Origin of the sequence: Gaiella sp., assembly GCF_035558935.1 — a bacterium.
GTDB lineage: Bacteria > Actinomycetota > Thermoleophilia > Gaiellales > Gaiellaceae > Gaiella.
Map to the genome: position 1 here is coordinate 44,861 of NZ_DATMBZ010000006.1, position 16,108 is coordinate 60,968.

Here is a 16,108-nt window from a genome sequence, read left to right on the forward strand (position 1 = left end):
GGCCAGACTGCCGCGATGGAGACCGGGCTCGCGACGAGGGTTCCCGTGGAGCCGATCGACGTCCGACGCCTCGGCCCGATCCTCGGGCCCGAGCGGGTCGAGGAGCTGCTCGAGACCGCTGCGGCGCTCCGCCGCCTGCTCGACGGCCGCCGCGTCGTGAACGTCAACTCGACGCCGTACGGCGGCGGGGTCGCCGAGATGCTCCGCACGCTCGTCGGCTACACGCTCGGTGCCGGCCTCGAGACCATCTGGCTCGTGATCGAGGGCAACCCCGAGTTCTTCACGATCACGAAGCGTGTCCACAACGGCCTCTACGGCGGGCCGGGCGACGGCGGCGAGCTCGGGGTCGCGGAGCATGCGCGCTTCGACGGCGTGGCCGAGCGGAATCTCGAGCGTGTTCGGCCGCTCGTCCGGGCGGGGGACGTCGTCATCGTCCACGACCCACAGCCGTCGGGCCTGATCGCTCCCCTCGTCGAGCTCGGCGCCGTTGTGATCTGGCGCTGTCACGTCGGGTATGACGGCAGCAACGAGTGGACGGAGCGCGCCTGGGGCTTCGTCCGGGGGTACGTCGAGCCGGCGCACGCGTTCGTCTTCTCGCGCGAGCCGTTCGCGCCGGCCTGGATCGACCGTGCGTGGCTGGGCGTGATCCCGCCCTCGATCGACCCCTTCGCGCCGAAGAACCGGGATCTCCGCGGTGCGGAGGTGCTCGCGCTGCTGCGCGGAGCGGGCCTGCTCGCGGGCGACGGAGCGCCCGGCGACCCCCGCGTCCGGCACGTCGCCAACATCGTCCGCGACGGCACGCTGCTCGACCCGCAGACCCCGCTCGTCGTCCAGGTGTCGCGCTGGGACCGGATGAAGGACATGACCGGCGTGATGCACGGCTTCGTCGAACATGTCCCGGCCGGCGGGGCGCGACTCCTGCTCGCCGGGCCCGAGACAGCGGGCGTCGAGGACGACCCGGAGGGCGCCGAGGTCTGGCACGAGACGCTCGCCGCCTGGGAGCGGCTGCCCCGCGCCGACCGCGCGCGGGTGCAGCTCGTCGCGATCCCGATGGCCGATCCGGTCGAGAACGCGCTCGTCGTCAACGCGCTCCAGCGGCATGCGTCGGTCGTCGTGCAGAAGAGCCTCGCCGAGGGGTTCGGGCTCACGGTGGCCGAGGCGATGTGGAAGGCGCGACCGGTCGTCGCGAGCGCCGTCGGCGGGATCGTCGACCAGGTGGTCCACGGCGAGACGGGGCTGCTCGTCGATCCGACCGATCTCGCCGGTCTCGGCGCGGCGATCACGCGCGTCCTGGACGACGCGGTGGAAGCCGAACGCTTCGGGCGGAACGCCCGTCGCCGCGTGGAGCAGCGCTTCCTCGGCGACAGGCACCTGTTCGACTACGCGAGGCTCATCACCCGGCTCGTGACGAGCTAGCCGCCCGTCTGGAAGACCAGCGGCGCCCGGCCGCTCGGCAGGCTCTCGGGAATGAGGCGGCGCAAGCGCTCGGGGCTCGCCCGTGGATCGAGAAGCCCGTCGCGGACGAAGGCGACGAGCGCGTCGAGGTTCGCCTGCGAGAGCGCCCGCGGCGTCGCCACCAGAGGGTCGAGTCGGGCGAGGATGGGGGCGACCGGCGCGACCGGGCCGGCCACGTCGGGGTCGACCCCCTGCGCGACCGGGTCGTAGGAGAGTGCGGACGCCACGACGTCGAGGTGGTGCCGGATCGCCGCCGCGAGGCTCGTGAAGGCCCCGTCGTGCATGAACGTCGGCTGCAGGGCGACGTTCCGCAGCGGCGACGTCCTGAACGCGTAGCGGTCAGCGCGATCGCCGGTGAACTGCTCGCGGCCGAAGTCCTCGTTCGCGCCCGGGCCGTCGAACGGCACGTTCGTGCGCGCAGGGACGAGTTGCGGCACGCCGAGCACGTGCTCGCGGAAATCGCTGAACATCTCGTTCGAGCGCCCGGAGACCTGGTGGCAGCTCACGCAGCCGGCGTCGCCGAAGAAGAGCAGCGCCCCGCGCTTCTCGGTGTCGTCGAGGGCCGACCGCTCGCCCCGGGCGAACCGGTCGATCGGCGCGTCGGCGAACGTCAGCGAGAGCTCGAACTCGGCGATCGCGCTTGCCACGAGGTCGTAGGTGATCGGCCCGCCCGCCCGCACGGTGGGCGAGAAACGCGCGAAGAGCTTGCGGTACGCGGGCGAGGCGTTCAGGCGGCCGACGACCTCGGCGCGGATCGCCTCGTTGTCGCCGGGAAAGGCGAACCCCGCTGCCTCGGAGCGCTCCGTCGGAGGGATGAACGCCTGGGCGTCGAGGAGGTGGGGGAGGTACGAGAGCGACGTTCCCTCGGGTGGTGGGAAGAGGAGCCCGAGGCTCGGGTCGAACGGGTCGCCCGAGACCGACGAGAAGCGATCGTTCAGCATGAGGCTCGGGTAGAAGCCCGTGTTCAGGACCATCGGCGCGCGCCGCTGGTTGCGCGGGCCGGCCCGATCGGACCCGACGACTCGGTTGGAGTCGATCCCGATCGCGATCGACTGCGTGTCGCCGAAGCCCGCGGTCGGTGAGTGACAGCCCGCGCACGCGTTGTCGTCGTTCAGGCCGAGGATCGTGTCGAACCAGAGGAGCCGGCCCGTGTCGGCGCGCCGCGGATCGAGCGGCCGGCCGAGCCGCTCGGTCAGGGTCGACTCGATCCGTCCGGTGAACCCGGCGTCGCTCAGGCGCTCGGTGAGCTGGGCGTCGAGCGAGTGGTCGCCCGCCGACCCGGTGGCGAGCGCGGGCGCGAGCGCGAGCCCCGCGCCGCCGATCGTGCCGGCGGCGAGCCACGCGGCGACGTGCCGTCGTCGCCTCGTGGTCACCGCCGGGCCGCCCTGTCCCTAGAGCGGATCGCAGTGGGACTCGCCCGTCGCGAAGTCGATCGGGTCGCCGCGCGAGCTCTGCTCCTCGAACGAGGAGAACGTCTCGAAGTCCGTCGTGAACCCGGCGACGAATCCGTTGTGGAGCGTGGCGGGCCCGCGGCCGGCGAGCGAGAACGAGTCCACCATCTGGCCGCTGAACACCGGGTCGGTCGGGCCGGTGTTGGAGACCGAGAACGAGTTCGAGTAGTTGAACACGTAGCTGTTGCCGGCCTGGTCGGTCGCCGTGCCGAAGGCATGCGTCGTGTTCATGATGGTCGTGCGGCCGTTTCGGTCGGTCCTCACGTTCGTGATCGACTTCTCGGTCCCCGATCCCTCGATCGTCGTGCCGGACGGCAGCAGCGGGCACGTCGCCGAGGTCAGCGTGAAGCTGACCGGAAACTCGTCGAGGGCCGGGCCGGCTGCGGAGCCGGCACCGGCCAATGCAAGAGCACACGCGGCAAGTAGACCTGCCGCAGTGGTCAATCGCTTCACGATGCTCCCCCTTTCGTCTTCCTCCGTTGACGGGAGGCGCGGCGGTCGAGGCGAGTCGTCGCGGCGATCCGGGAATCGTCGAGCGGCGCGGCCGGGGCGCGTCCGGATGGCCCGAGATTGTAACGCCTGGCACGAGCAGGTCAAGGTCGAGCCCTTGACAGGCACCGACGCGATGTCGGATAGTCGCGCGCGTGTGTTGTGCGTTTCTCCTCGCGTGGGGCATCGGGCCGCGGATCGCGCTCTTCTTCTGGTGGATCTTCGGCGACAAGCCCGACGCGGCGATCGACAGCTGGGTCTGGGGCCTGCTCGGGTTCCTCTTCCTGCCGTGGACGACGCTGATGTACATCATCGCCTGGTCGCCAGTCGTCGGGATCAACGGCTTCTGGGACGTCCTCTTGATCGTGATCGGCGTCCTGCTCGACATCGCCTCGTACGCCGCCAAGCCCGCGTACGACCGCAGACGCGCCTACTGATCGCGGCCCGCGGCGGGATCCGCCGCGGCAGGGACCGCTCCTCCTGCGAAGATCACCGGTGCCGATGGCCGATCCGCGTCGATCCGGACGCGCCGGGCGGTCGCCTCCGCTCGCCGAGGCGAAGCTCGCCGCTCCCCTTCTCCGCCCGGAGCTGATCCGGCGGCCGCGTCTCCTGCACGCGCTCGACGCGGGCGACGGCGCCGCCCTGACGCTCGTCGCCGCGCCGGCGGGCTTCGGGAAGACGACGGTCGTCCGGGCCTGGTGCGAGAGCCGGGACGTGCCGCTCGCCTGGGTGACGCTCGACGTCGGAGACAACGATCCCGTCCGGCTGTGGACGTACATCGCAACGGCGGTCGACCGCATTCGCGAGGGGCTCGGGCGCGGCGCGCTGCACCGCCTCCGGTCCTCCGGGACGACGGTCGACGACGCCGTCGAAGAGCTCGTCGAAGGCGTTCGCGCGTTCGGGAAAGAGGTGATCGTCGTCCTCGACGAGCTCGAGGCGGTCACCGCCCCCGACTGCCTGGCATCGATCGACCACGCGGCCGAGCGCTTTCCCGCGAACGCGCGCCTCGTGCTGATCGCCCGCAGCGACCCCGCCCTCCGGATCGCCCGACACCGGGTGGGGGGAACGCTGGTCGAGCTGCGTGCCGAGGACCTCGCGTTCACCACGACCGAGACGGCCGAGCTGCTCGCCGGCCGAGGCGACGTCCACCTCGAGCCGTCGGAGCTCGAGCTGCTCCGCGGCCGGACCGAGGGATGGCCGGCCGCGGTCGAGCTCGCCGCGATCTGGCTTCGCGGCGTGGACGACATGTCGCAGGTCGTCCGCGAGTTCACCGGGGACCACCGCTTCGTCGCCGATTTCCTGAGCCAGGAGGTGCTGGGTGCGCTCGACGACGACGTCCGCGGCTTCCTCCTGCGCGTCTCGGTCCTCGGCCGCTTCACCCCGCCGCTCTGCGACGCGGTGCTCGGGCGCACGGATTCGGCCTCGATGCTCGGGACCCTCGAGCGCTCCCACCTCTTCGTCACCCGGCTGGGGAAGGGCGGGTGGTACCGCGTCCACCCGTTGTTCGCCGAGTTCGCGGCGTTCGAGCTCGCCGCCGCGGACCCCGGGGCCGCGGCGGAGATCCATCGGTCCGCCGCCGAGTGGCTCGCTGTCCACGGTCAGCCGGCCGAGGCGGTCGACCACGCTGCGGCGGCCGCGGACTTCGACCTCCTCGCCCGGCTCGTGGTCGCGTACCACCTCGCGCTGATCCGGACCGGGCACGCGAGGACCGTGCTGCGTTGGGCCGAGGCGCTACCGGAGGCGCAGCTGATCGAGTTCCCGGAGCTGGCGGTGGCGGGTGCGACGGCGGCGCTCATGACCGGCGGACGCACGGCCGAGCGGCATCGGCTCCTGCGCCTGGCCGATCGCGCCCACCCGGACCGGAAGGTCCCGTACGTCGAGGCCGTTGCGGGCATGGTGCGGGCCGCGGCGATCGACGGCACCGCGGAAGAGGCCGTCGCGGCGGGCCTGCGCGCCGTCGAAGTCGCCGAGGCCGAGGCCGACGACGTGCTCGTCGCCGCGCTGGCCGCGCTGGCGCGGGCGCAGTACCTCGCTGGCGACGTCGAGAGCGCCCGGGAGACGGCCCTGCGTGCGATCGAGCACCCCGATTCGGCGTCACGGCCACCCGGGCACTCCTTCGCTCGCGCGACGCTGGCCCATGTCGCGGTCGATCGTGGGCGGCTCGTGTCCGCACGTGTCCATGCGGAGAAGGCCAAGGCGCTCGTCGGTGCGGTCGGCTCGAGCCGGAGCTGGCTCGGTGCGAGCGCGTCCATGGCGCTCGGCGCCGTGCTCGGCGCGGAGGGACGCCTCGCGGAGGCGGAACGCGAGCTCGTGGCGGCCGAGCACTTCTACCGCGACGAGCTCGCGTCGCCGCATCACGCCTGGCTGCTGCTGCTCCTCGCGCGCGTACGGGTCGGGCGCGGACGGCTGGGCGCCGCGGGCGACACGCTTCGGGAGGCCCGCGACGCGCTCGAGGAGCTCGCGGACGGCGCCGTCCTCGGCCTGCTCGCCGCCGAGGTCGAGGCCGAGCTCGAACGGGCCCGCCGCGAGGCGAACGGTGGCCGGCTCGTCGAGCGGCCGAGCGAGGCCGAGCTCGCCGTGCTGCGCCTCCTGACAACGGATCTCTCGATGCGTGAGATCGGCGGCGAGCTGTTCCTCTCGCCGAACACCGTCCGGACGCACACGCGTGCTCTCTACCGCAAGCTCTCGGTCAGCTCGCGGGCGGACGCCGTCGCGCGGGCCGAGGCGCTCGACCTCCTGGACGGAGTCGAATCATCCGGGTGATTGTCGGCGCCAGGTCGGCGAGGCGGGCCAAAGGGTGCAACGGTCTCGTCATGGCCAGTCGGGAGTACCGGCTCGTCGTCGAAGGAGAGCTGAGCGACCGCGTGCAATCCGCGTTCGAGGGCATGTCCCTCACCCGGGAGCAGGGGAACACCGTGCTCTGCGGGCCGGTGCGCGACCAGGCGGAGCTGCAGGGGCTCCTGCGCCGCGTGTCCGACCTCGGGCTGACGCTGCTCAGCGCCATCGCACTCGACGAGCCGTCGACCTCCTGACGGGCCTCGAGGGGCGCGGATGCCGATCGTGGTGCCGAACGACGGGATCCCGGCCCACGCGCGGCGTCTCGCGAGCGAGCCGGTCCGGCGCGCCGACCTCGCGCTCGCGTTCTCCGAGAGCGGCGCATCGTCGGTCGAGGTGCTCGTCGAGGGCAAGACGTTCTACCCGCCGATGCTCGCCGACGTCGCTTCCGCCACGTCCTCGGTCCACATCAACCAGTTCGGCTTCCGCCCCGGGGTCGTCGGCGACGCGTTCGCCGAGGCGCTCGTCGCGAAGGCAGCGGAGGGCGTCCCTGTGCGTCTCGTCGTCGACCGCCAGGGCTCGGATCCCGAGGGCGGCTCGCAGGCGTTCTACGAGCGCCTCACCGGCGCCGGCGTCGAGGTCTGCGTGGTGCGGGCGACGAAGGCACGGTCGGCGGTCGGGCCGCTCGGAGGCGGCGGCGCGGCGGCGTGGAACCTCCGCGGACTGGGTCACATCGACCATCGGAAGGTGGCGGTGATCGACGGGCGGATCGGCTGGGTCGGCGGCGCAGGGATCGAGGACCACTTCGAGGACGGTCGCTTCCACGACCTCTTCGTGCGCGTCGAGGGGCCGGTGGTCGCGCAGCTCCAACTCGTCTTCGTCGCGGGGTTCCGCTGGCTCGGCGGGCCGATCGCCGCCGCGGACGTCGACGTCCTCTTCCCCGAGCTCGAGGGCGGCGCGGACCCCGTGCCCGCGGTCGTCCTCCACAACGCGCCGGGAAGCTATCGGCCGATCACCGACGCGATCGCGAGGGTGCTCGACGAGGCAACCACGACGCTCGACGTCGTCAACCCCTACGTCACCGACCGGCGGATGATCCGACGGATCGAGCAGGCAGCGCGGCGGGGCGTCCGCGTCCGGCTGTTCGTCCCCGCGAACGCGAACAACTGGGCGTGCGCCGCCGCGCAGCAGTTCCACCACGCGACGCTGCTCGACGCGGGCGTCCGCATCCTCGAGTACCCCACGATGCTCCACGCGAAGGCCTTCGTCCGCGACGGCGAGGAGCTCCTCGCGGGGACGTGCAACCTGGAGGCGTGGAGCCTCAGGCGCTTCTTCGAGATCGACCTCGGGATCCGCTCGGCTCGGGTGGCGGCGCAATTCGACGAGAGGTTCGCCGCGCCCGCCGAGGACGTCTCGACACCCGGGCGTCCGCTGAGCGGTGGGAAGGAACGGGCGCGCGCGGCCGCGTTCGCGCTCGTCTCGCCGCTCCTCTGATCCCGTCCGTCAATGCGCGAGCAGCAGCTTCAGTCCCACGAGCACGAGACCGAACGCCAGGTTGACGGCGACCGCGGCGACGGTCCCGATGAAGCCCAGACGCTCGGCGCGCGCGAACCTGACTCCCTGGGCGCCGAGCACGGCCAGGCCGAGACCGAACGCGGCCCAGATCGCGACACCCGCCGAGATCAGCCCGACGGCCCCGAGACAGAGCGGCGCGACCGGCGGCAGCGCAGCCTGGACGATCGAGGCCTGCCGTCCGGCGATGTGCCGCAGGTCGGCGAGCGAGAGGCGCTCGCCGTCCGAGACGCTCTGCCCCACGCCGTGGGCGTAGACGTGCGCGAGCCAGAGGAGGATCGTCGTGACCACGACGAACACCGCGATCATCCCCGGCTCGTCGGGATACGTCTTCGCGCCCAGGACGACCATCGCGAGCACGACGAGCGTGCCGTAGACGAGACCTGCGAGGCGGTGGCCCGCCGCTTCCCGCTCCCGGCGCACGGCGTCTGCACGCAGCGGCTCGTCCATCGGCCACCGATCATGCCGGTCCCGGGCCGACCTAGTATCCGACGGAACCGAGCAGGAGGGAGGAACGCGTGAGCGATGTGCTGGCGCTGACGTTCGGCGAGTCGATCCTCGTCGTGATCGTGCTCGCCGTCTACGCGGCGGTGATCTGGATGATCCTCGACATCCTCAGGCGGCCCGACCTCTCGGGTGTGGAGAAGGTGCTCTGGAGCATCTTCGGGCTCGTGTTCTCGATCGCGACGCTGATCGTCTACGTGGTGTGGGTGCGCAAGAAGGACTACTCGAGATGACGACGACCGTCGTGACGCCGGAGGCGACGGGCCGGCACGTCGTCGCGTGGCACGGGCTGACGACGGACGAGGCGTGCAAGGGGCTCGGCGTCGATCCGCGGCAGGGCCTCGCTCCGGCCGAGGTCGAGCGGCGGCGGGCCGAGGTGGGACCGAACAGGCTTGCCGAGGCGGCGAAGGAGCCCGCGTGGCACGCGTTCCTGCGCCAGTACCGCGACCTCATGCAGCTCGTCCTCGTGGGTGCCGCGCTCGTCAGCATCGTCGCGCTGCAGGAGTTCAGCACGGGCATCGTGATCCTCGGGCTCACGGTGCTCAACGCGATCCTCGGCCTGAACCAGGAGGGAAAGGCCGCCGAGAGCGTCGCCGCGCTGCAGAAGATGCTCGTGATCAGGGCACACGTCCGTCGCAGCGGCGCGCTCGAGGACGTCCCCGCCGAGGAGCTCGTGCCGGGCGACGTCGTCACCTTCGAGGCGGGCGACAAGATCCCGGCGGACGGGCGCCTGCTCGTGGCGGCGACGCTCGAGATCGAGGAGGCGGCTCTGACCGGGGAGAGCGTCCCGGTACTGAAGGCCGTCGACCCCGTGCCGGGCGACGACGTGCCGCTCGGCGACCGCCTCGACATGGCCTACATGAACTCGACGGTGACGCGCGGCCGGGGAGAGATGGTCGTGACCGCGACGGGTATGTCGACCGAGGTCGGCCAGATCTCGCGGATGCTCAGCCGCGTCGAGCAGGAGAAGACGCCACTGACAAGGCAGCTCGACCAGCTGACCGTCGTGATCACGACGATGGCGGCGATCGCGCTGGCGCTCGTCGTCGTCCTCGGGCTGATCCGTGGCGAGAGCTTCGACGATCTGTTCCTGATCGGGATCAGCCTGGCGATCGCCGCGATCCCGACGGGGCTCCCGGCGGTCGTGACCACCGTGCTCTCGCTCGGCACGCAGGCGCTTGCGGCGAAGGGCGCGATCGTGAAGCGGCTGCGCTCGGTCGAGACGCTCGGCTCCACCTCTGCGATCTGCTCGGACAAGACCGGCACGCTGACGCTCAACCAGATGACCGCGCGTCAGCTCGTGGTCGCGGGAAGGCGCTACAACGTCGAGGGCGAGGGCTACTCGACGACCGGCAAGATCCTGCGCGTCGCGGGCGAGACCGACGTCCCGCTCGAGCCCTACCTGCTGCCGATGGCGCTGGCGAACGACGCCGCGGTCCGCGACGGCGAGATCGTGGGGGACCCGACGGAGGCCGCGCTCGTCGTCCTCGCGGCGAAAGGCGGGCTCGACGTCGACGAGACGAGGCGCGCGTTCCCGCGGGTCGGCGAGGTGCCGTTCGACTCCGACTACAAGCTGATGGCGACCTTCCACGAGATGGAGGAGGACGGCCGCAAGGTCGTCCGCTGCTTCGTGAAGGGAGCCCCCGACGTCCTGCTCGCGCGCTCGGCCCACGTCCGGGACGCCGACGGCTCGCTGCTTCCCGCCGAGGAGGTCCGCGACCGCGTGCTGGCGGAGAACGACCGCCTTGCCGGCGAGGGCCTGCGCGTGCTGGCCGTCGCCGCGCGGGACCTGGACCCCGCAGCGTTCCGTCCCGGGGAGGTGCTGCTCGGCGAGGTGCAGGACCTGTCGCTGCTCGCGCTCGTCGGCATCGTCGACCCGCCGCGCAAGGAGGCGAAGGACGCGATCGCCCGCTGCAAGGAGGCGGGTATCCGCGCGCGCATGATCACCGGCGACCATGCCACGACCGCCGCCGCGATCGCCGCCCAGCTCGGGATCGAGGGCCGGGCGCTGACGGGCACGGAGTTCGCCGCGCTCACCGACGAGGAGCTCGAGGCGCAGGTCGAGGAGATCGGAGTCGTCGCCCGCGTCGCGCCGGAGGACAAGGTGCGCCTCGTCGACATCCTGAAGCGCAAGGGCAACGTCGTCTCCATGACCGGCGACGGCGTCAACGACGCCCCGGCCCTGAAGCGCGCGGACATCGGCGTCGCGATGGGCATCACCGGCACCGAGGTGACGAAGGAAGCCGCCGACATGATCCTCACCGACGACAACTTCGCGACGATCGTCGAGGCGGTCGAGGGCGGCCGCGGGATCTACGACAACCTCATGAAGTACGTGCGCGTCCAGCTGATCATGCTGGGCGGCTTCATCCTCACCTTCGTCGGCGCAGGGATCTTCGACGTCGCGAACGGCAGCCCGTTGACGCCGCTGCAGATCCTCTGGATCAACTTCGCCGTCGACGTGCTCCTGGCGATCGGTCTCGGGTTCGACGCACCCGCTCCCGGCCTGATGCAGCGCGCACCTCGTGACGCGAGCGCGCCCATCGTCGACCGCCAGCTCGGGACCCGGCTCGTGGTCGCGAGCGTGCTCATGGCGGTGCTCGCGCTCGTCGTCGTCGCATGGGGCGAGGACCACTACGACCTCGCGGTCGCTACGACCATGGGGTTGACGACGCTCTCGCTGATGCACATCGTCGCCGCCCTCGAGACGCGCGAGCCGACGGAGAGCATCTTCACCCGGTACACGATCGCGAACCGGCGATTCGTCCAGCTGATCGCCGCCGCACTGGTGTTGACGTTCCTCGTCACGGAGCTCCGGCCGCTCCAGCGGATCTTCGACACCGTCTCCCTGACGAGCTCGCAGTGGGGCATCTGCCTGCTCGGCCCGATCGTCTTCCTCGCGCTCGCCGAGCTCGGCAAGTTCCTCGGCCGGCGCGAGGCGCGTCCCGGCGAGCTCGCTCCGGCCGGGTCGTAGCCCAATCGGCGGTTCCCGTTCACATGGGTGAAGCCGCGCGCCGTGGTGCGCGCGGCTTCCGCGACCGGCGTAGAGTCGGCCCGGCAGACGAGGGATCACGACCGGAGGAGGCGCAGTGCTCGCAGTCAGCTACCCGTTCCTCGACCTGATGTGGACGATGCTCGTGTTCTTCCTCTGGATCATGTGGATCTGGCTGCTCTTCACCGTCTTCGCCGACATCTTCCGGAGGCACGACCTCTCTGGTTGGGGGAAGGCGGGGTGGCTGATCTTCGCGATCCTCCTGCCCTTCCTCGGCGTGTTCATCTACCTGATCACCCAGAACGTGGGGATGACCGAGCGGAACCTCGAGCGCTCCCGCGCGCAGCGCGACCAGTTCGACGACTACGTCCGCACGACCGCTGGCGGTGGGGGCGGCGCGGCGGCGGAGATCGACAAGGCGAAGCAGCTCCTCGACTCCGGCGCGATCACGCAGGCCGAGTTCGAAGCGCTCAAGCAGAAGGCGCTCGCCTGAGGCGATCGTGGGAGCGGTCGAGACGACGGCGCTGACGGGCCTCGAGCCGCGCTCGTTCTGGGCGCATTTCGAGGCGTTGACGAGGATTCCGCGCCCCTCGAGGCAGGAGGAGCCGGTGATCGAGCACGTGCGCGCCTGGGCGGCCGAGCACGGCTTCGAGCTCCATCAGGACGCCGGGCGCAACCTCGTGCTCCGCGTGCCGGCGACGTCGGGTCGCGAGAGCGCGCCGACCGTCTCGCTGCAGGGCCATCTCGACATGGTCTGCGAGCGCGATCCCTCGAGCCCGAACGACCCGGCCGAGGGACGCATCGTCCTCGTGCGCGACGGCGACTGGCTGAAGGCGGACGGGACGACCCTCGGCGCCGACGACGGGGTCGCGATCGCTGCGATGATGGCGCTCGCCGAGGACGAGTCGTTGCCGCACGGTCCGCTCGAGCTGCTCATGACCGTCGCCGAGGAGGTCGGCCTCGAAGGCGCCAACGCGTTCGACGGGTCGCTCGTCGAGGGCCGGATCCTCGTCAACCTCGACAGCGAGGAGGACGGGAAGCTGACGGTCGGGTGCGCCGGCAGCACCGACACCTGGATCCGCATCGAGGCTCCCCGGGAGGCGCCGGGCGCCGGCGCCGCCACGCTCGCGGTGACGGTGAGCGGCGGCCTCGGCGGCCACTCCGGGATGAACATCGAGTACGGCCGGTCGAACGCCGTCAAGGTGCTCGGCCGCGCGCTGCGCGAGGCGCACGCGACGGTGCCGTTCCGGCTCGTCTCGCTCGACGGCGGGAAGAGCCGCAACGCGATCCCCCGCGACGCGACGGCAGTCGTATCGGTGGGAGCCGATCGCGAGGCGGAGCTGCGCGCGGCGATCGAGACGGCTGCGGCGACGATCCGCGACGCGTTCTCGAAGACGGACGCCGGCGTCGACGTGACCGTCGACTCGGCCGAGACAGCCGCCGAGCCGTGGACGGAGGCCGCCACGACGACGCTGCTCGATGCCGTGGCGCTCGTGCCCACCGGCCCGCTCGCGCTGAGCCCGGACTTCGACGACCTCGTCGAGACGTCCACGTCGCTCGGGGAGGCGATCACCGAGAGCGACCGGCTGACGCTGCACAGCCTCTCGCGCTCGTCGAACGACGCCGCGCTGCCCGAGGTGATCGGTGCGCTCGACGCCGCGGCCCGCCTCGCGGGCGGCGAGCTCGAGGTGAAGTACAACTACGGCGGCTGGCGCCCGAACCTCCAGTCGCCGGCGCTCGCGACGCTCCGGGCGTCGTACGAGCGTCTCTTCGGTGAGGAGCCGATCGTGACGGCCGTGCATGCCGGGCTCGAGACCGCGGTGATCGGCGACAAGGTGCCCGGCCTCGACATGATCTCGTTCGGGCCGCAGATCGAGGCACCCCATTCGCCCGACGAGCGTGTCAGTATTCCGACCGTGGAGCGGTTCTGGCGCCTGCTCGTCGCGTTCGTGGACGAGCTCTCCAAGCCCGTCAAGGAGGCGTGAGGATGCGCGGACCGTGGCTCTGGGTCGTCGTGATCGTCGCGGGCGTCGTCGCCGTGCTCGGGGTGACGGCGATCGTCGGGCGCGACGACAGCAAGAACCAGACCGTCTCGGCGGGCGAGTGGGCCGACAGTGTCTGCGGGTCGGTCGCGGTCTGGCGCGGCGAGATCGAGTCGATCGTCGACGAGATCCGCCAGCCGAGCGCAACCGGCGCGACGGGCACGACGGAGCCTCAGTCCGAGACGCCGCAGAGCCGCACGGGATTCGTTCGCACAGGCCTCGAGCGGACGGTGCGCGCCACGCACACGATGATCACCGGGGTCGAGAACGCCGGCGTTCCCGACACGCCGCAGGGAGAGCAGTCCGCGAACGCGATCTCCGGCTGGGCCGACGCGACGCGCAATGACCTCGAGGACGCGCAGGACTCGCTCGACGAGGAAGCAGACACCCTCGCGGACGCGATCGCACAGCTCACCGACGCGGCGCGGGCGATCACCGGTGCGGTCACGAGCGGCGTGAAGGCCGTCGCGGACGTCGGCCGAACCGATCCCGAGCTCGCGGCGGCGCTGCGCGACTCGAGCACCTGCCAAGAGCTGCGAGAGGAGACGACGTCGTGAGCACCCAGGACTGGATCCTCGTCGCCGTCGAGGGCCTGGTCGTCATCGGGTTCATCGCCCTCGGCGTCCGCTCGGGCGGCGTCGGGCTCGGGCTCTGGGGCGGCGTCGGCACGCTCGTCCTGGTCTTCGTCTTCGGGCTGGACCCCGGCGAGCCTCCGATCAGCGCGATCCTCATCATCATCGCCGTCGTCTCGGCCGCAGCTGCGATGCAGGCAGCGGGCGGCGTCGACTACATGGTCATGGTCGCGAGCAAGGCGCTGCGTGCGAGGCCGAAGGCGCTCAATTTCGTCGCGCCGTACGTCTCGTACCTCCTCACGATCCTGACCGGCACGAGCAACACCTTCTTTTCGATCATCCCGGTGATCAACGAGGTCGCGTACGCGAACAAGATCCGGCCCGAGCGCGCGCTCGCCGGGTCGACGGTGGCGAACGCGCTCGGCATCACCTCCAGCCCGGTCGCTGCGGCGATGGCGACGATGCTGCCGCTCGTGGAGGTCTACAACTACGACCTCGTCGACGTGCTGCTCATCACCGTGCCCGCGAGCCTCATCGGCATCTTCGCGATGTCGCTCGTGATGAGCCGCTACGGCACCGAGCTCGACGCCGACCCCGAGTACCAGCGTCGCCTGGCCTCGGGCGAGGCGCTGCCTCCGGCGCCGCCGGCCGATATCGTGCTCCAGCCGTTCGCCAAGCGCAGCGTCGCGATCTTCCTCGCGGGCGTCGTGGCGATCTGCGTGTTCGGTTTCGTCGAGGGGATCCGCCCGACGGTCGCCGCCGAGGGCGGCGGCGTGGAGCCGATGTCGGTGACGCCGCTGATCCAGATGATCATGCTCACCGTTGCGGCGCTGATCCTCGTCTTCGCGCACGTGAAGGCCACCGACGTCCCGACGACGCAGATCTTCCGCTCCGGCATGATCGCGATGATCGCTCTCTTCGGCATCGCGTGGATGGCGGACACGTTCATCGCCAACAACGAGGACGCGATCGTCCAGGCGCTCGGCAGCCTCGCGGAGAACTGGCCGTTCATGATCGCCGTGGCGATCTTCCTCGTCGGCGGGCTGACGACGAGCCAGTCGGCCGCAACGCGCACGATGGTGCCGCTCGGGCTCGCGCTCGGCATCGGAGCCGGTTACATGATCGCGATGTGGACCGCCGTCGTCGGCGTGCTGTTCCTGCCGGCCAACGGAACGCAGATCGCGGCCGCGGAGGCCGACACGACCGGAACGACCAACCTCGGCAAGCGCGTCGTCGACCACTCGTTCCAGGTGCCGCTGCAGATCTGCTGGGTCGTGACGGCGCTTGCCGGGATCGTGATCGTGTGGCTCTTCTTCGGCGGTCACACGCCGGCGCCGCCGGTGCCCACGACAACGGGCCCGTGACGTGACCGTCCGCGGCGCCGCCCTGCTCGGCGTCGGGGCCATGGTCGGCGCCGGGATCTTCGCCCTCCTCGGCGAGGCGGGAGCGGTGGCCGGTGCGGCGACGTGGATCTCGTTCCTGATCGCGGGCATCGTGTCCCTGCTGATCGGCTACAACGTCGTGAAGCTCGGCGTGCGCTACCCGTCGTCCGGAGGGCTCTTCGAGTATCTCCTCCAGGGATTCGGGAACGGCCGGCTGCTCGGGATCGCCGCCTGGCTCGGCTACATGTCGGCCGTGCTGATCGTCTGCTCGATGTGCGCCGTCTCGTTCGGCGACTACGCGGTCTCTCTGCTCGTGAGCGACAGCGGCGCCGACTGGTGGGACAACGTCTTCACCTCGGCCGTCGTCGTCGCGATGGCCTTCGTCGTCGTCACGGGACCACAGCTCGTCGCGAGGGCGCAGTCGCTGATCGTCGTCATCATGGTCGGCATCCTCGGTGTGTTCGTCGCCGTGACGCTCCCGAGCATCGATCTCGACAAGCTCGGGTTCAGCGAATACCCACCCGTCTCGGACATCGTCGCGAGTGTCGCGTTGACCTTCTTCGCCTTCCTGGGATTCAGCGTCATCACGTTCGCTGCCGGAGACATGCGGAACCCGGAGAGGGACCTCCCCAAGGCGATGAACCGCGCGCTCGGGGTGACGACGCTCGTCTACGTCCTGGTCGCCGTCAGCGTGTTCGGGACGCTCACCGTGGCCGAGGTCGTCGCGTACGGGCCGACCGCGATCGCCGAGGCGGGGAGGCCGGCGCTCGGGGACGCGGGATTCACGATGATCGCGATCGCCGCCATGGTCGGCATGGCCGGCTCCGTCGTCGCGACGCTCTACGCCTCGGCCGGGCTGACGCGCATGCTGTCC

Annotated in this window: 15 protein-coding genes; 12 read left to right on the forward strand and 3 right to left on the reverse strand. The window is 71.2% G+C overall.

Going from position 1 to position 16,108, the window contains the following annotated elements:
* The first annotated feature begins 15 nt into the window (after positions 1-15).
* Positions 16-1,416: a glycosyltransferase gene (locus VNM44_RS00755; RefSeq protein ID WP_325621532.1), complete on the forward strand. Its 1,401-nt coding sequence runs from the start codon at positions 16-18 to the stop codon at positions 1,414-1,416.
* On the opposite strand, the gene VNM44_RS00760 is transcribed toward VNM44_RS00755, so the two are convergent.
* Complete coding sequence (locus VNM44_RS00760) at positions 1,413-2,828, reverse strand: cytochrome-c peroxidase (RefSeq protein ID WP_325621534.1); 1,416 nt, start codon at positions 2,826-2,828, stop codon at positions 1,413-1,415. The genes VNM44_RS00755 and VNM44_RS00760 overlap by 4 nt on opposite strands.
* An 18-nt stretch (positions 2,829-2,846) precedes the next feature.
* Entirely contained in the window at positions 2,847-3,308 is a 462-nt protein-coding gene (locus tag VNM44_RS00765; protein ID WP_325621536.1) for a hypothetical protein, read from the reverse strand.
* A gap of 242 nt (positions 3,309-3,550) precedes the next feature.
* Between VNM44_RS00765 and VNM44_RS00770 the strand changes: the two genes are divergently transcribed.
* The 4 genes from VNM44_RS00770 (at position 3,551) to VNM44_RS00785 (ending at position 7,664) form a co-directional block, all read left to right on the forward strand.
* Positions 3,551-3,832, forward strand: a complete 282-nt coding sequence (locus tag VNM44_RS00770) for a hypothetical protein (RefSeq protein WP_325621538.1) — start codon at positions 3,551-3,553, stop codon at positions 3,830-3,832.
* Positions 3,833-3,896: 64 nt separating this feature from the next.
* Positions 3,897-6,158, forward strand: coding sequence for a LuxR C-terminal-related transcriptional regulator (locus VNM44_RS00775; protein ID WP_325621540.1), 2,262 nt, complete (start codon positions 3,897-3,899; stop codon positions 6,156-6,158).
* A gap of 50 nt (positions 6,159-6,208) precedes the next feature.
* On the forward strand, positions 6,209-6,427 hold the full coding sequence (locus VNM44_RS00780) for a hypothetical protein (protein WP_325621542.1): 219 nt from the start codon (positions 6,209-6,211) through the stop codon (positions 6,425-6,427).
* 19 nt (positions 6,428-6,446) lie between these two features.
* Entirely contained in the window at positions 6,447-7,664 is a 1,218-nt protein-coding gene (locus VNM44_RS00785) for a phosphatidylserine/phosphatidylglycerophosphate/cardiolipin synthase family protein (protein WP_325621544.1), read from the forward strand.
* Between the two features lie 9 nt (positions 7,665-7,673).
* On the opposite strand, the gene VNM44_RS00790 is transcribed toward VNM44_RS00785, so the two are convergent.
* Complete coding sequence (locus tag VNM44_RS00790) at positions 7,674-8,192, reverse strand: hypothetical protein (protein WP_325621546.1); 519 nt, start codon at positions 8,190-8,192, stop codon at positions 7,674-7,676.
* Between the two features lie 68 nt (positions 8,193-8,260).
* On the opposite strand from VNM44_RS00790, the gene VNM44_RS00795 reads away from it, so the two are divergent.
* From VNM44_RS00795 to VNM44_RS00825, 7 genes are all read left to right on the forward strand, one after another.
* Positions 8,261-8,479 (forward strand): hypothetical protein, encoded by a 219-nt coding sequence (locus tag VNM44_RS00795; RefSeq protein ID WP_325621548.1) that lies wholly within the window; start codon positions 8,261-8,263, stop codon positions 8,477-8,479.
* A complete protein-coding gene (locus VNM44_RS00800; protein WP_325621550.1) occupies positions 8,476-11,220 on the forward strand; it encodes an HAD-IC family P-type ATPase in 2,745 nt (914 codons plus the stop codon). Before VNM44_RS00795 ends, VNM44_RS00800 begins: the two co-directional genes overlap by 4 nt.
* A gap of 115 nt (positions 11,221-11,335) precedes the next feature.
* Positions 11,336-11,731 (forward strand): SHOCT domain-containing protein, encoded by a 396-nt coding sequence (locus VNM44_RS00805; protein ID WP_325621552.1) that lies wholly within the window; start codon positions 11,336-11,338, stop codon positions 11,729-11,731.
* 7 nt (positions 11,732-11,738) lie between these two features.
* Positions 11,739-13,223, forward strand: coding sequence for a beta-Ala-His dipeptidase (gene pepD / locus VNM44_RS00810; protein WP_325621554.1), 1,485 nt, complete (start codon positions 11,739-11,741; stop codon positions 13,221-13,223).
* A gap of 2 nt (positions 13,224-13,225) precedes the next feature.
* A complete protein-coding gene (locus VNM44_RS00815) occupies positions 13,226-13,837 on the forward strand; it encodes a hypothetical protein (RefSeq protein ID WP_325621556.1) in 612 nt (203 codons plus the stop codon).
* Positions 13,834-15,216: an anaerobic C4-dicarboxylate transporter family protein gene (locus VNM44_RS00820; protein WP_325621558.1), complete on the forward strand. Its 1,383-nt coding sequence runs from the start codon at positions 13,834-13,836 to the stop codon at positions 15,214-15,216. Before VNM44_RS00815 ends, VNM44_RS00820 begins: the two co-directional genes overlap by 4 nt.
* 1 nt (position 15,217) lies before the next feature.
* A partial coding sequence (locus VNM44_RS00825; protein WP_325621560.1) for an APC family permease occupies positions 15,218-16,108 on the forward strand: 891 nt, incomplete at its 3' end.